16 protein-coding genes are annotated in these 15,062 nt (G+C 47.8%); 3 read left to right on the top strand and 13 right to left on the bottom strand.

The window, feature by feature from the left end:
* Window positions 1-77 precede the first annotated feature (77 nt).
* The 4 genes from H9X84_RS04325 to H9X84_RS04310 form a co-directional block, all read right to left on the bottom strand.
* Complete coding sequence (locus H9X84_RS04325; RefSeq protein ID WP_205133159.1) at window positions 78-1,511, bottom strand: alanine/glycine:cation symporter family protein; 1,434 nt, start codon at window positions 1,509-1,511, stop codon at window positions 78-80.
* A gap of 240 nt (window positions 1,512-1,751) precedes the next feature.
* Window positions 1,752-2,111, bottom strand: coding sequence for a hypothetical protein (locus H9X84_RS04320; RefSeq protein WP_243423538.1), 360 nt, complete (start codon window positions 2,109-2,111; stop codon window positions 1,752-1,754).
* A 128-nt stretch (window positions 2,112-2,239) separates the two neighbouring features.
* On the bottom strand, window positions 2,240-3,046 hold the full coding sequence (locus tag H9X84_RS04315; RefSeq protein ID WP_205133160.1) for a DUF3100 domain-containing protein: 807 nt from the start codon (window positions 3,044-3,046) through the stop codon (window positions 2,240-2,242).
* Between the two features lie 16 nt (window positions 3,047-3,062).
* Entirely contained in the window at window positions 3,063-4,253 is a 1,191-nt protein-coding gene (locus H9X84_RS04310; protein WP_205133161.1) for a M20 metallopeptidase family protein, read from the bottom strand.
* Window positions 4,254-4,567: 314 nt separating this feature from the next.
* Between H9X84_RS04310 and H9X84_RS04305 the strand changes: the two genes are divergently transcribed.
* Window positions 4,568-5,677: an alanine racemase gene (locus H9X84_RS04305; protein ID WP_205133162.1), complete on the top strand. Its 1,110-nt coding sequence runs from the start codon at window positions 4,568-4,570 to the stop codon at window positions 5,675-5,677.
* Between the two features lie 179 nt (window positions 5,678-5,856).
* On the opposite strand, the gene H9X84_RS04300 is transcribed toward H9X84_RS04305, so the two are convergent.
* From H9X84_RS04300 to H9X84_RS04290, 3 genes are all read right to left on the bottom strand, one after another.
* A complete protein-coding gene (locus H9X84_RS04300; RefSeq protein ID WP_205133163.1) occupies window positions 5,857-6,507 on the bottom strand; it encodes a YczE/YyaS/YitT family protein in 651 nt (216 codons plus the stop codon).
* Entirely contained in the window at window positions 6,504-6,938 is a 435-nt protein-coding gene (locus tag H9X84_RS04295; protein WP_205133164.1) for a MarR family winged helix-turn-helix transcriptional regulator, read from the bottom strand. Before H9X84_RS04295 ends, H9X84_RS04300 begins: the two co-directional genes overlap by 4 nt.
* Before the next feature lie 252 nt (window positions 6,939-7,190).
* Window positions 7,191-8,492: an SPFH domain-containing protein gene (locus tag H9X84_RS04290; protein WP_205133165.1), complete on the bottom strand. Its 1,302-nt coding sequence runs from the start codon at window positions 8,490-8,492 to the stop codon at window positions 7,191-7,193.
* 209 nt (window positions 8,493-8,701) lie between these two features.
* On the opposite strand from H9X84_RS04290, the gene H9X84_RS04285 reads away from it, so the two are divergent.
* Together H9X84_RS04285 and H9X84_RS04280 are read left to right on the top strand one after the other, a co-directional pair.
* Window positions 8,702-9,391 carry a D-lyxose/D-mannose family sugar isomerase gene (locus H9X84_RS04285; RefSeq protein ID WP_205133166.1) on the top strand — a complete coding sequence of 230 codons (690 nt, stop codon included), beginning with the start codon at window positions 8,702-8,704 and terminating at the stop codon, window positions 9,389-9,391.
* Between the two features lie 24 nt (window positions 9,392-9,415).
* Complete coding sequence (locus tag H9X84_RS04280; protein WP_205133167.1) at window positions 9,416-10,372, top strand: carbohydrate kinase family protein; 957 nt, start codon at window positions 9,416-9,418, stop codon at window positions 10,370-10,372.
* Window positions 10,373-10,506: 134 nt separating this feature from the next.
* On the opposite strand, the gene H9X84_RS04275 is transcribed toward H9X84_RS04280, so the two are convergent.
* The 6 genes from H9X84_RS04275 to H9X84_RS04250 all read right to left on the bottom strand — a co-directional run bounded on the left by H9X84_RS04275 (window position 10,507) and on the right by H9X84_RS04250 (window position 15,040).
* The gene (locus tag H9X84_RS04275) at window positions 10,507-10,851 is read right to left on the bottom strand and encodes an SdpI family protein (RefSeq protein ID WP_330634400.1); all 345 of its coding nucleotides are present in this window, start codon (window positions 10,849-10,851) and stop codon (window positions 10,507-10,509) included.
* Window positions 10,852-10,926: 75 nt separating this feature from the next.
* Window positions 10,927-12,291 carry a 23S rRNA (uracil(1939)-C(5))-methyltransferase RlmD gene (gene rlmD, locus H9X84_RS04270; RefSeq protein ID WP_205133169.1) on the bottom strand — a complete coding sequence of 455 codons (1,365 nt, stop codon included), beginning with the start codon at window positions 12,289-12,291 and terminating at the stop codon, window positions 10,927-10,929.
* Between the two features lies 1 nt (window position 12,292).
* Window positions 12,293-12,895 carry a CRISPR-associated protein Cas4 gene (locus H9X84_RS04265; protein WP_205133170.1) on the bottom strand — a complete coding sequence of 201 codons (603 nt, stop codon included), beginning with the start codon at window positions 12,893-12,895 and terminating at the stop codon, window positions 12,293-12,295.
* Window positions 12,882-13,190, bottom strand: coding sequence for a hypothetical protein (locus tag H9X84_RS04260; protein WP_205133171.1), 309 nt, complete (start codon window positions 13,188-13,190; stop codon window positions 12,882-12,884). Before H9X84_RS04260 ends, H9X84_RS04265 begins: the two co-directional genes overlap by 14 nt.
* The gene (locus H9X84_RS04255) at window positions 13,183-14,127 is read right to left on the bottom strand and encodes a 3'-5' exoribonuclease YhaM family protein (RefSeq protein WP_205133172.1); all 945 of its coding nucleotides are present in this window, start codon (window positions 14,125-14,127) and stop codon (window positions 13,183-13,185) included. The genes H9X84_RS04260 and H9X84_RS04255 overlap by 8 nt, the downstream gene beginning before the upstream one ends.
* A 115-nt stretch (window positions 14,128-14,242) precedes the next feature.
* The gene (locus H9X84_RS04250; protein WP_205133173.1) at window positions 14,243-15,040 is read right to left on the bottom strand and encodes a TrmH family RNA methyltransferase; all 798 of its coding nucleotides are present in this window, start codon (window positions 15,038-15,040) and stop codon (window positions 14,243-14,245) included.
* Window positions 15,041-15,062: the final 22 nt, after the last annotated feature.

The raw sequence follows: 15,062 nt of genomic DNA, 5'->3' as shown, positions 1-15,062 counted from the left end.
AACTAGAGGATAACATAGGACAGGTTTTTGTGAAATTCTGAAATTAGCATTTTTCTTTTATCAAAATTGACTTTCCATTATTTGGACCATACGCCATCTTTATCCTCAATGCCGACAGCAGCGGGATCGAAGGACATTTCCTTGCCGCTCTTCAATTTTTCCTCGTAATCCTTCAGCAGACGGATACCCTTTGTAGACAGCAGCAGGATCGCGATAACATTCAGCCATGTCATCAGACCACAGCCCAGATCACCCATGGTCCAGATTGTGTCGTTTGTAACAACAACACCCGCCAGGTTGGACAGAATAAAGATTACACGGAATACCCAGATTGCTGTTTTGCTGTTTTTGAAGATATAAGTTACGTTGCTTTCTGCCTGATAGTAGTAGCCCAGCAGACTGGTAAATACGAACAGTACAACAATGGCGGACAGAACCTGGCCTACCCAGTTTGCGCCCAGACCATTTACCAGAGCGTTCTGCGCCCAAAGGATACCGTATTCTACATCAGGTACGTTGCTTACAATAAAGGAACCGGATGCGTCTACAACGTTATAAGTCTCTGTCAGCAGAATAATCAGCGCGGAACAGGTGCATACAAGTAAAGTATCAATGATAACGGAAAGAGACTGAATCAAGCCCTGTTCAGCGGGGTGTTTGCAGGATGCGGAAGCGGCAACGATAGCACCGGAGCCCTGACCAGCTTCGTTAGAATAAACACCACGTTTGATGCCCCATGCGATGGTAGAACCCATAATACCGGCAAATGCCTGTTCAAAACCAAAAGCGGATTTAAAGATCATAGCAAATACGGTAGGGATACGGTCCGCAAACAGTACCAGAATGATGATGGTCATAATTAAATATACAGCACACATAAAAGGTGCGATAACTTCGGCAATACGGCCGATACGTTTGATACCGCCGCAGATAACGATTGCAACGATAATACAGAAAACAATGGTAACTGGCGTCATACCTACGGAAAAGGCTTCGGATACGGTACTTGCTACAGAATATGTCTGTACACCGGGCATAAAGAGGCCAGGTCCCAGAATTGCCGCAATCGCAAAAGCGATGCCGTAAGGTTTGCATTTCAGGCCTTTTTCAATGTAATACGCGGGACCGCCGGTATACTGGCCGCCATCCTTGGATTTGTATGCCTGCGCCAGCGCACATTCCACAAAAGAGGATGCGCTTCCGATCAGTGCCAGCAGCCACATCCAGAAAACCGCGCCGGGGCCGCTGAAATAAATGGCAGTGGCTACACCGGCGATATTGCCCATACCTACACGGGCGCCTACTGTTGTGGCAAAAGCCTGGAAGGGTGTGATACCGTTTTCATCTGTTTCCCCATGGACCAATAGACCGAAGGTATGCTTCAAAAGACGAAGCTGGGGAAATTTCATACGAATGGAGAAGTATACGCCGGCCAACAAACAAATGACGATCATCGGCGTACTCCAAATCAAATTGTTCACTGTGGTAATTGCCGTTTCAATAAAGCTCATGTTTTAGCCTCCCTCTTTCTCAGTTTCGCAGTTTTTTTCATTCGTAGTCCATAGATTCGCGCGCAATGTATCATTTCCTACTTAAAATTTATTGTATCTGCACAATCAGACGGACTCAATTCTTGATATTGCCAATTCTTTTCTTGATTTTGACAATATGTGTGCTCTTCTGCTTCCTAAAAAAATGCTGTCTTCTTCATAAGAAAACAGCATTTTAGTGGAGTCAACTATTTTTATCTGTTAAATAATTCCCTGGATGGACAGGATAATATGGGATACTACTGCTGATCCCAGGAAGGTACCAATCATAACACAGGCTGCCAAAAGAATACCGCGCCAGCTGATTTTTTTGAATTCGACCCAGTCCTTCCCCATGGAAACACCGGCATATGCCAGTACAGGCGTTGCCAGAGGAAGCATCTCTACTTTCCCGACCAGTGTCCCTACCACTTCACTGGTGGGGCTATAAGGCATTGCCAGCAAAACGCCGATGACTGTAATATAAATGATGGTGGGAATCGGCAAAGGGATCAGTTTTTCCAGAGTGATCCCCGCCATGGCGATCAGCATTAAAATAATGATGCCCGGCAAGCTTTCCATCAGACCAATTCCTGTGTAAATAGAATTGCCGATAAATGCAATGAAAGTAACAATCAATAAAATCAGTACGTATTCCAAAAATATATCTAAGGATAATTTTCTTTCATTTGATTCACCTCTCCCTCATATTATTTTTTCTCTTTTCTGCCCAAAATAGGATAAAGTATCTTATAAAGGAAGTTGCAAAGAGGCAGCCCGATCAATACTGTCATAAGAATACCGTCGGCCGTGGACAGCACGTTACTGGTAGCGGCATATGCAGAAATCGTCTCCGCCATTTCCGGGAACATCTCTACCAGAGGCGCTGAGGATGCCGCCATCATACTGCCGCTGCCAACACCGCAAGCCATTGCCAATGCGTAGGGATGCAGTGGTGTGAAAGTAGCCAGGGTACTTGCCACCAGCCCCATAAAGATCGTACCAATCAGTGTACCAACGACATAAGTAATCATAACGCCGCGGCCTTCCGGAGAATCTAATGTATATTTCTGTGCGATATAAGCAACATTGGGCTCTCTGGCTATGGAATGTGTCATACCTACGGCTTCGCGTTTAAAGCCCAGCAGGAGCGCGATGGGCAGTGCTACAAAAATAGTACCCAAATTGCCTAATTCCTGTAAAATCAAAGCAGGCCCGGCCGCGATAACTTCCTGTACCGCCAAACCACTGTTGATACTAACTTTTGCAATAAAAACAGAGATGCCCAGTACAACGAATTTTCCGGAAATGGCTTCCTGCGCTTTTCCGATAATTTTTACGGGTTTTGCAAGATACATAATCAAACCTAATACCATGGCGTACAGCATAGGTAAAAACATAATGCTGCCGCTGCCAATGGGAATTTTAACAATATTGATCTTTTCAGAAATCATAACGATAATCAAAATGACCAGATGAAGTTTCCAGTTTTTTGTTATTTCCTGGATTCGTTCCATAAGCGTTCCTCCTTTTTTATTTCAATGCGTTAATGGCTTCAAATACAGACATGGCGTATGTTCCCGCACCAATGGGAATACATTCGGGATCAAATTTGAATTTCGGGCTATGCCAGGAATAAACACAGTCTTTTTCCTCGTTTCTTGTTCCCAGCCAATACATGAATCCGTGAATCCCATATTCCGTATATTCGGAAAAATCTTCGCCGCCGGTGGAAGGAATCGGATCAAAAGCGTCCACTCCAATAGCCTTAACTGCCGCCAGCGCAATCTGATACATCTGTTCGCAGTTGTCTGTTACCGCCAGCTCATAAATATATTCTGTTTCGCCTACACAGCCATACGCTGCGGAAACATTGGAAACGATTTCCTTGATTCTGGTTTCCAGCATCTTTTCCACATCTTTTTTGTAGCTGCGTACCGTACCATACATTTTTACCTCGTCCGGTGTTACGTTATTGGTAGTGCCTTCCCCCGCTTTTATATTGCAGACAGAAACCACACAGGAATCCAGCGGGCTGACATTTCTGCTGACAATGGTCTGAAGAGACTGAATTACCGCGGCAGCTGCAACGATAGGGTCTACATTTCTCTGGGGCACACCGCCGTGTCCGCCTTTCCCCTTGATGGTAATATTGATACGATCTACCGCCGCCATCAGCGGTCCATTTTTTACAGCTACGGAACCAGCGGGAACCTCGGGGGAGTTATGCATACCGAAAATAGCGTCTACATGAGGATTTTCCAGACATCCTTGCTTCACCAGCAGTTTTGCGCCCATATTGATCTCTTCTGCCGGCTGGAAGAGAAATTTTACACTGCCGCAGATTTCATCCCGAAGCGCGGATAGGATATGTGCCGCGCAAAGCAAAGAAGAAGCATGAGAGTCATGTCCGCAGGCATGCATTACCCCCACATTCTTTGATCTATAATCACAGCTTGCCTGCTCCAAAACAGGCAGTGCATCGATATCCGCCCGAAGACCGATGCAAGGGCCTTCACATTTTCCTTTCAATAAGCCGATAACACCTGTTTCCAGGCCATAATCCAGGATCTCAATGCCCAGCTTTTCTAATTCTGTCTTAATATACTTTGTTGTTTCAAATTCTTTGAAGCTTAATTCTGGGTACTGATGAAAACGCTTGAAGATTTCCATGAATTCCTCTTTACGCTCTTCCATCATTTTTTTGGATCTCACTTTCAACATTTTTCATACAATCACTCCCTTGTTTGTCGTTTTTATCATTTTCCTTTAAAAAAAATACTCCCCCCTGTTCAAAATTTCATATTTGCTCCATTATATCATTCGTCTTTTTTAAAGAAATTGATAAAAAATCAAATCATGTATCAAAATTGATACTTTGTGTCGTGAACTATTTTTTTGCTTCACAAGATAGAGTTTTCGCTCCAAAACATTTCAAAAATGGATGCTCTTATTTTCCATATCTTGACTTTTCCCTCCCCTTGTGCTTGAATAAATACAAAAGAAAAATTAGAAGCAACAGAAAGGATGTGTTGTTTATGAAAATCAAAGATTTAGAAACTCCGGCAATTCTGCTGGATCTGGATATTGCGGAAAACAATCTGCGTACTTATCAGGCTCTTTGCAAAGAAAACGGCAAAAAGCTCTGGCCTATGGTAAAGACCCACAAGAGTACCGCTCTGCTGAAAAAACAGTTGGAAATGGGGGCGAAAGGCGCTTTGTGCGGCACAGTGGACGAATGTGAAATGGCCACGGCCGCTGGCGCGAAAAAAGTCATGTACGCCTATCCTCCTGCCAACACCAAAAATATTCAGCGCTTGGCCGCACTGGCGAAAAAAACCGAGGTCATCGTTCGACTGGATAATCTGGAAGCCGCGCAGCTTTTGGAGGAAGTTGCGGATAAAGAAGCCGTGACATTCTATTATTCCATTATTGTAGATATGCAGTTCCACCGTTTTGGCGTGGCTGCGGACAAGGTAGTCGCTTTTGCTCAGGAAATGAAGGCCTATCCCCGTCTGAAACTCTACGCCATCTCCACCCATCCGGGACAGGTATACGGCTGTACTACGCAAGAGGAACGGGAAGCCGTAGCAAAGCTGGAATGTGAAACCATGGCGAAAGCCGCTGCCGATCTGAAAGCGGCAGGCTTTGATAATTTCTATGTGACCAGCGGCTCCACACCTACCTTTATGCTGACGGTTGCCGATCCGGCAATTCAGATCTATCATCCCGGCAACTATATTTATCATGACGCCATCCAAATGGCTCTGGGCAGCGCACAGGAAAAAGACTGCGCATTGACAGTGCTGGCTACCATTGTTTCTCATCCTTCCGAGGATGTATTCATCTGTGATGCCGGCGCAAAATGTCTGGGACTGGATCAGGGCGCCCATGGCAATGCCGCTGTCAAAGGCTTTGGCGTAGTCAAAGGTCATCCTGAGCTGACTATTTATGGCCTGTCTGAGGAAGTGGGAAAAATCAAAATCGAAGGTCCCACAGATTTGAAGATCGGAGACAAAATCCAGATCATCCCTAACCACTCCTGTTCTTCCGCCAATCTGACCAGCTGGCTCATTGGTACCAGAGGACAGGAAGTAACCAATGAAATCGAAGTGGATTACCGCGGCAACAGCCATAAGAAAAGCTGAATTGTCTATTTGCGGCAAAAAAAGATGAGGGCTTGAAAAAAATAACGCCTGCCCACATCCTCAAAGAAAAACAAAAATCGCTGGAATCTTTGCCATATACAAACGATTCCAGCGATTCTATTTTTATAAATACTATTTTCAAAAAGCTATTTCACAGTTGTGCTTTCCTCCGGCATTTTTTATTCCATCAGAATTTTTTTCTCAATCCGGCGCAGGAACAGCCGAATGGCCTGTTTGGAAACGATTCCCACACAAATAGCCGCCGCTGCCGTTCCTTCCCGCACCCCTTCCAAGCGGTGCAAAAACAGGAAACTAAGCACACAGGCACAGGCAACCAGCGTACAGTCAAAAGAAATCTTGATTCTGGGAAAGGGAAAATGAAATACACTGCAAACCGCCAGAATCAGGCCTTCCCCCGCCAGCGTCACCACATCAGCGATAACCTCGCAGCCCACACCAATACCTACCAGCAGAATACCAACAATGCACAGCAGCCACCGCTGCCCATAGAAACCAACCGGGATTCCCTGAATCGCCCAGACAGCGAAGTCCGTCAGATAGCCAAAAAGAAATGCCACAGGAAGCTGCATGAACTGTATGGGATGAAAATTTTTTCGCAGCAGTAAGATTTGCAGCAGGATCAGGACACAGTGCATAGCAATGGTAGCTGTCCCTACCGTCAAGGGAGAAATCAGACTTACCACATAGGGCAGACTGGAAATAGGAGATGTCCCCAGCCCCGCCTTAATGGAAAACGCAACGCCAAAAGCCATAATCCAAAGGCCAACCGCCAGCAGCGCGTATCGTCTCAGCAAATGGGGTTTTTTCATGCTTCCCGCCTTCTTTCCCGCTGTCCCGCGCTCTCACAGAGCCGGTCCAACAACTGCCGCAGTTGCAGCCGTTCTTCTTCAGACAGTCCTCCGCCAACGTGTTCTTCACTTTCCCGAAATACAAGTTCCATTTCTTCCGCCGCCTTTCTTCCCTTTTCTGTCAGCGTAACATAGAGAGACCGACGGTTTCCCGCCTTTTTCTCCCGAAGGATCAAGCCGTTCTCTTCCATCCGCAATAAAATGCTTCCCACCGTGGCCTGTTCAATCTCACAGTAATCGGCAATGGTTTTCTGGTTGCTTTCCCCATACATCAGCAAATATTCCAGCACCTTTGGCTGACCAGAGGACAACCCCAAAGCCGCCGCTCCGCCGACAATCTGCCGATTCATGAGAGTATGCGCTTTCATTAGTAAATAATGCAAAGATTCCATAAACGCCTCCATATAATAAGTATTCTTATTATTTCAAAACTTATTATATGCTTTTTTCTTCCTGTGTCAAGAGGGGTTTCTCACAGTAAAAACACACAAAATCAACGCGTTTGAGAAGTCTCTTTTCCGGAAAGCAAAACCAGCCAGAATCCCTTGTTCTCCAAGGGATTCTGACCGGCTATTTCAGAAAATTACTTTTTTAGAAAAGTCTTTTTACTTCTCCTTTTCCCCTTTTTTCTATTGCTTAATCTCTTAGTTCTTTCGATCTCCATCATCAAATGGATCTCCGCATTCCGGGCAGAATCTGGGCGGATGTGCCGGGTCCTCCGGCTCCCATCCACATTTGTCACATCGGTACTGGGGAACGCCCTCCGGCTTTCTGCGGCCGCATTCTGAGCAGAATTTCCCTTTGTTCACCGCACCGCAGGCACAGATCCAGCCTGACTCCGGCGCCGGTTTGGGACTTCCACATTCCGGGCAGAAATTCCCCTGATTATGCTGCTTGCCGCAGGCACAGTTCCATCCTCCTGAAGCTGCCGCCTGCTGCTGTCCCATCTGGAACAAATTCTGCGCGTTGGCACCGCCAGCGCCAGCCGCCATATTCATTCCCATAAACGCCATGGCAGGGCCGGCATTGGGATTTTCTGCCGCCGCCTGCATAGCCGCCCCCTGGGCCCCCGTCAGATATGCTGCCGCTCTTGTAGGGTCCATAAACGCCGCACTGCGCTGCAGCTCCTGAATCATTTTTTCATCTTCTTCACTGGCTTTGATAGAGGAAATCCCAATCTGCTGGATCTGGATGCCACGATGGTCCCGCCATTTGGCAGACAACTCTTCTTTCAGTACCTCCGCCAGCTCTGCCGTATGTCCCGGCAGTGCCGAGTAGCGGATTCCCATTGCCGAAATCCGGGCAAAGGCAGGCTGCAAAGCTGTCATTAGTTCGCTTTTCATCTGGCTTTCCAGTTCTTCCCTGCCGTAGGCTTCCGCTACGTTTCCGCAGACATTGGTGTAAAACAGCAGCGGATTTACCAGACGGTAGCTATATTCCCCATAGCAGCGAACAGTAATATCCAGATCAATACCCGCGCGCTGGTCCACCACACGAAACGGAACCGGACTGGGCGTACCATATTTGTTTCCGATCAATTCCTTTGTATTAAAATAATAAACCCGCTGATCCTTCGGCGGCTCTCCGCCAAAGGTAAAACGCTTTCCGATATTCCGGAATACTTCGCCGATGCTTTCCCCCAGCTCCCCGGCAAAGATCGAAGGCTCCGTAGACGCGTCATAAGTATATTCCCCGGGCTCAGCACAGACTTCCGCCACTTTTCCCTGCTCCACGATCAGCATACACTGTCCGTCGGCTACGGCGATCACAGAACCGCTGGAAATAATATTATCGCTTCCCTTCGTATTGCTGGATCTGCCGGAAGAACGCTTTTTCCCTTTCACCACCAGAATCTCCGCCGGAATGGCTTCACAGTAAAAGTATTCCTTCCATTGGTCCGCCAGCACACCGCCGGCAGCGCCAAATGCCGCTTTTATCAATCCCATACGCTTTCTCCTTTCCTCTATCCATATTCTTTTCTCTTTCCAGAAACCTGTTCCGGCAAAAAAAGAAGAGGGTTTTCGTTTTTTCTTATTTTATCATAAGCCCTTCTTTTCAGCAAATCACCTCCGAAAAATATCCCTGATGATTGACAAACCATTCGAGAAATGATACGGTGACACCAACAACAGTATCGTAATGAAGGAGAGTATTTATGAAACGTTCTCAGATCAACAAAGCTTTAAAAGAATTAGAAACCATGTGTGCGGCCCATGGCAGAAAACTGCCGCCCTTCTGCCACTTTACACCTGCGCAGTGGCAGGAAAAAGGCCATGAATATGATGAAGTCCGGGAATGTATGCTGGGCTGGGATATTACGGACTATGGCATGGGAAACTTCGATCAAATCGGTTTTTCCCTCATCACTCTGCGCAACGGCAGCCGGAAATTTCCGGACAAATATCCTAAAGTCTATGCGGAAAAGCTTCTGTATTTGAAAGAAGGCCAGTATTCTCCCAATCATTTTCACTGGTATAAAACAGAGGATATTATCAACTGCGGCGGCGGAAATGTGCTGATTCAGGTGTACAACAGCCTGCCGGATGAGTCCATCGATTACGAATCCGATGTAACAATCCATACAGACGGCTGCGCCCGCACCGTTCCCGCAGGCAGTGTAATCCGTCTGACTCCGGGAGAATCTATTTATGTCCCCCAGTATCTTTACCATGATTTTCGTGTCGAACCCGGTACGGGAAATGTGCTTCTGGCCGAAGTCAGCCAGTGCAATGATGACAATACGGATAATCGTTTCTGCCCGCCGGTAGGCCGTTTCCCCGCCATTGAGGAGGACGAGCCTCCCTATCGTCTGCTCTGCAACGAATATCCGCCGGCAAAAGAGTGAATTCAGGCAAAGGAGGTTCTTTTTATGTATGATGTCGTGGCTTTGGGTGAACTGCTCATAGATTTTTCCACCAGCTTAACAGATGCCGATGGGTATCCCACCATGGTAGCCCATCCCGGCGGCGCTCCGGGGAATTTTCTGGCAACTTTAAGCGCTTATGGCAAAAAAACCGCTTTTTTAGGCAAGGTAGGAGAAGACGCTTTCGGCCGCCTGCTGGCAGATACCATAAAAAAAGCAGGCATTGAGACAAAAGGCATTTCCATGGATTCCCGTTACTTCACCACATTGGCCTTTGTCACCCTGGATGGGAACGGTGAACGTACCTTTTCCTTTGCCAGAAAACCCGGCGCCGATACGCAGCTGTCCTGGGAGGAAGTAAACCGTACCCTGATCGACGAGGCCAAAATCTTCCATTTTGGCACACTGAGTCTGACAGATGAACCGATCCGTACCGCTACCCAAAAGGCCATCGCCTATGCCAAAGCCCAGGGAAAACTCATTACCTGCGACCCTAATTTAAGAAAACCTCTTTGGAAAAGTGAACAGGAGGCGGCGGAACAAATATTATGGAGTCTGTCTCAGGCGGACATCGTAAAAATCAGTGATGATGAAGTTGATTTTCTCTGGCGCTGTTCCCCAGAGGAAGGCGCGGAAAAACTCTTACTGGAACACGGTGTTTCTCTGGCCATGGTAACTCTGGGCCCTAAGGGCTGTTATTTGAAAACGGCCCATGCAAACATCCATATTCCCGGCCCCAGTGTACATCCCGTAGACACTACCGGCGCGGGAGATATTTTCGGCGGCAGCGCCCTCTCCCGTTTTCTGGAGCTGGATAAGCCCATCTGCCATCTGACAGAAGAGGATCTGGCATATATAGGCCGTTTCGCGGTCACCGCCGCCAGCCTCTCCACGGAAAAACCCGGCGGTATTCCCAGTATCCCCGAAAAAAAACAGGTTCTGAAAGAGATGAAATCCCTGTAAAGGCAAAAAACCAAATACCTTATGGAACAAAAAAAGAGCTGTCTCCCCTTCCAGATTTGGAAAAGACAACAGTTCTTTCTTCTTTCCGCATAAAAACAGCACGGTCCAGCTTATGACTGCATTCGTGCTGTTTCTTATTCCCCTATGGATTTGTCCCGTCGGCTTCCTTTTGCATCAAAAGTATTTTTTAACGCTTTTTCTGTAGGAAACACAACGCCTACAAGGAAAACCAGCTGGACGGCACAGAGAATGCCGCCTGCAAGACCTATGGTATTCACAGATTTCCATATGACTGCCAGCATGGCAAAAAAAGACAAAACTAATAACACCTTTCCCCACCGATACCATAATCTGCCGCAGTATTTATGGGCAAAGGCCCAGGTTTCTTTGTTTTTCATGGACATTTTTGTCCGGTATCCGAATACAGCGTTGATGTTTTGCGGCGGACGGCGCAAAAACCACCGCCCAAAAAACACCATAGTTCCGGGAAGGAGCAATACAGAGCAGAACATCTAAAACCCAAAAAACATTCCTTCCATTTTACCTCCGTAATGTTATTCCCTGGATAAGAGGGCCACAGATTCTACATGCACCGTCCAAGGGAACTGATCCACCACCTGCACCTTTTCGATGCGGTATCCCTTCGGACAAAGATAGGCTAAATCTCTGGCCAGCGTAGCGGAATCACAGGAAACATAGACCAGCTTTTTGGGGCCAATCTCCAGAATTGTCTCCAGCAGTCTCTGGTCGCAGCCTTTTCTGGGCGGGTCCACAACGACCACATCCGCCTGTATCCCTTCTGTCTGATACAGTCTCGGAATGACTTCCTCCGCCGCGCCTGCCTGGAAAAAGGCGTTTTCTATGTTGTTTTGGGCCGCGTTTCTTTTGGCATCCGCAATGGCCTGGGGTACGATCTCCACCCCAAAAACTTTTTTCGCCTTCCGGGCAAAAAAGAGCGAAATGGTACCAATGCCGCAGTACAGGTCCAGCACCGTTTCCGAACCGTCCAAATCCGCGAAATCCAGCGCGGTCTGGTACAGTACTCTGGTCTGTACAGGATTGACCTGATAAAAGGAAAGGGGCGAGATCTCAAATTCTACAGTTCCAATGGTATCCGTAATGTATTCTTTTCCCCAAAGCACATGAATCTCACTGCCCAAAATCACATTGTTCTGAGCCGTATTTACATTCAAAACAATGGAAGTCATTCCCTCCACAGATCGCAGGCGTTCCACCAGTACATCGCTGTGCGGCAGTTTTTTCCCATTCACCACCAGACAGACCATAATTTCTCCTGTGTGTCTGCCGATACGAGTCAGGATATGGCGCACCAGACCGCGATGTATGGTTTCGTCATAAAGAGGAAGTTCAAACTCCGCCAGAAATGTCCGCACAATTTTCACGATCCGGTCATTGACTTCATTTTGCAGCATACAGACCGGCGTATCAATAATACGATGACTTCTTTTTGCGTAAAATCCTATTTCCGGCTCCCCCGTTTTGCCGCCTACCGGAAACTGGGCCTTGTTTCGATACCGCCAGGGGTCTTCCATTCCCAGCGCCGGCAGAACCTCCACACCGGAAAACCCACCGATCCTTTCCAGATGATCCCTGACCTTTTTCGTTTTAAATCTCAACTGGGCCTCATAAGAAAGATGCTGGAGCTGGCATCCGCCGCACCGTGCCGCTACGGGACAGGCCGGCGCTACACGATCCGGCGAAGGCATTAAAATCTCCCGGAGCTTCCCATAACCATAGTGCTTTTTCGTCTTTACGATCAGCACCCTGACCCGTTCCCCGGGCAGGGCTCCTTCCACAAAAACCGTATATCCGTCTATACGGCCAATGCCTTCCCCATTATTTCCCAGATCCTCTATATTGATCTCATATTCTTGATTTTTCTGTACAGGAAGTTCCATACTATTCCTCCGTCAATGTATTCTTCGCGTAAGGGCATACTGTGCCGTTGCAGACACAGTAGCGGCAGACGGCAAATTCCGCCCGGGGCGTTCCTTTGCCTGTTGCCAGCATCTGCCGCATTTCCTTCATGGTGCCCAAAGCCTCCCGTCTGGCGGATGAGGTATTGCGCACAAAAAATATACTATCCTGATATTCCAGCCACCCATATTTCGGCCGCCGTCCAAAGACATCCTCCAACAGCAGGAAATAGGCATACAGCTGTAGCAAATCCCCTCTGTGGGGGACCTCCTCCTGACCAATTCTGCCGCTTTTGATCTCTACCGGAATAATGGCCCTTCCAAACCTGCGGCGGAATACATAGTCCGGTTTTCCCCGCAGATCGTATTTCCCGGAATAAAGCAGTTTTCCAAAATCAGCTCTGCCCTCCTGTTTCTGGTCCGCATAAATGAGCACCAGCCCTCTGGTCCGATCCGCCAAAGGCATTTTCATAAGCGCCGGCCGGCGCAGACGAAAGGCAAGGAGCAGGAACACTGCCAGCAAAATCCCGACAGTCAGGAAATCAGTCCATCTCAAAGCAGAAAACCATTCTTCAAATCCAACCATATTTCACCGCCAAAACGCACAGGAGCAAAAGACAAACTGCCGCAGCGGCTGCCAGGATACGCCGGATTTTCCGCCGGAAACGATAGCCCCGGTAATTTTCATCATGGAAGGCCTCTCCTCTTCGGAAATGACTCCCAATGGCGTCCTCCAGCCCCAGTTTTTCATTACGCTCCACGTACAGCCTGCGCAATTCTTTCCTGCCGTATTTTTTCTCAAAGTACCACTGATAGGGACAATAGGCGTATTTATTCAGCTCATGTGCCGAAAGTGTCCCCTTTTCTTCCAGCTTATTCATAATCAGACCGGCACAGATTCCGCTGGAGCATCCGGTGATAGCCTACCCAGTGTCCCGGTGTATGGTCCGCTGCCAGCATATCCTCAATCATATTTGTTTTCGCGTCCAAATTATCAGCGCAGTGCAGCAGGAACGCTTCAATGGTAGAGGGCAGTTTGGGAGAGCCGTACTCAAATTCTCCATGATGGGAAATCATACAATGCTTCAGCAGGGTCTCCAGACGTTTGGGGAAACCCTCGATCTTCGCCGCCGTATCGGCAATCAGTTCCGCTCCAATCATCAAATGGCCCAAAAGCTGACCATCGTCCGTATAATCATTCACAGGAAAATCGGAAAGTTCCATGACCTTACCCACATCATGCAACATGGCGGAAGCGATCAGAATATCCCGATCCACAAAACGGTATCTGGGTGCCAGAAATTCACAAAGCTGCGTCACGGAAAGGGTATGCTCCACCAGACCGCCCCGATAGCTGTGGTGCATGGCTTTTGCCGCAGAATGATACTTAAATTCCTTGCTGATGACGGGGTGACGCAGGAAGATCTCCTCCAGCATTTTTTTAATATACGGGCTTTTGATGGTTTTGATATAGGCCATCAGCTGCTGGTACATTTCCTCAATATTTTTTTCCGTGCTGGGAATATAGTCCGCCGGATCGTATTCTCCTTCCCGGCTGCGGCGAATGCGTTTTACATTCAGCTGCAAATCGTTATTAAAAGTAGTTACAAAGGCATCTACCTTGATAAAATCATTTTCCTGAAAACTCTGAATGTCATTATTCAGTTCCCATACCTTGGCATCCACAATGCCGGTCTTGTCCTGCAGCTTCAAGGAAAGATAGGTCTTTCCGTTGCGGGATTTCATAGACTGTCTGCTCTTGCACAGATAATGCTCTATGATATTCTCCCCTTCTCTCAATTCGTTGATATATTTCATAAACGTTCGTCCTTTCTGTTGTCTTAATATTTTATTATACACGAAAAAAGGCCGTACCGCCATAGCTTCTCCCGGTCCGGTAAAAAAAAATCCCCGGCGGCGCCGGGGAATGGCTTCAATTTTGTCTGGGGATGAGCCGCTGGCGCACCACTTCATAAAGCAGGACCCCTGCCGCCACAGAAACATTTAAAGATTCCGCCTGTCCCGGCATAGGGATCTTAACGTAGCTGTCACAGAGGGCCGCCGCCTCTTCGGAAAGGCCTCTGGCTTCGTTGCCAATAAGAAAAGCGCAGGCCCGCCGCAGATTCAGGCTGTAAGGATACTGTCTGCCCTTCAGATGCGCGGCATACAGAGGAATGCCTCTGGCTCTTAACAGCTGTGCCGTTTCTTCCAATGACACATTCTGTATCACAGGCACATGGAACACGGAACCCATAGTAGCCCGCAGTGTTTTGGGATGGTACAGATCCACACTGCCCTTGGACAGAAATACCGCGTCCACGCCGCAGGCGTCAGCCGTCCGGATCACAGTCCCCAGATTTCCGGGATCGTTCATTTCCTCCGCCAGCAGAAAAAAGGCATTTTTCTTTTCCAGAAACACCTCGATTTCCGTTTCCTTCCTGCCACAGACTGCCAGAATCCCCTGCGGATTTTCCGTCTCCGAAAGAGTCTCAAACAAATTGTCCGGCACTACGTAGACCTCCGCCCGCTTTTCCAGAGAGGATATGTTTTCTGTCTGCGCAAAAGCATCTGAAACCACATAGCACTCTACCGGCCAGTCTCCCGGGATTTCCGCCACAAAGCGCAGTCCCTCCGCCACAAAAATCTGATCCTTTTCTCTGTTTTTGCGTAGTTTATATCCATGTATTCTTTTTACCAGCTTATTCTGCGGGCTTTCGATCCGTTTTGCCATACTACCCCTCTTTCCGTTTTCC

The organism is Anaerotignum lactatifermentans (genome assembly GCF_016902535.1).
Taxonomy (GTDB): domain Bacteria; phylum Bacillota; class Clostridia; order Lachnospirales; family Anaerotignaceae; genus Anaerotignum; species Anaerotignum lactatifermentans_A.
The sequence above is the reverse complement of the archived record's forward strand: the minus strand, read 5'-3'. Positions and strand labels throughout refer to the sequence as shown.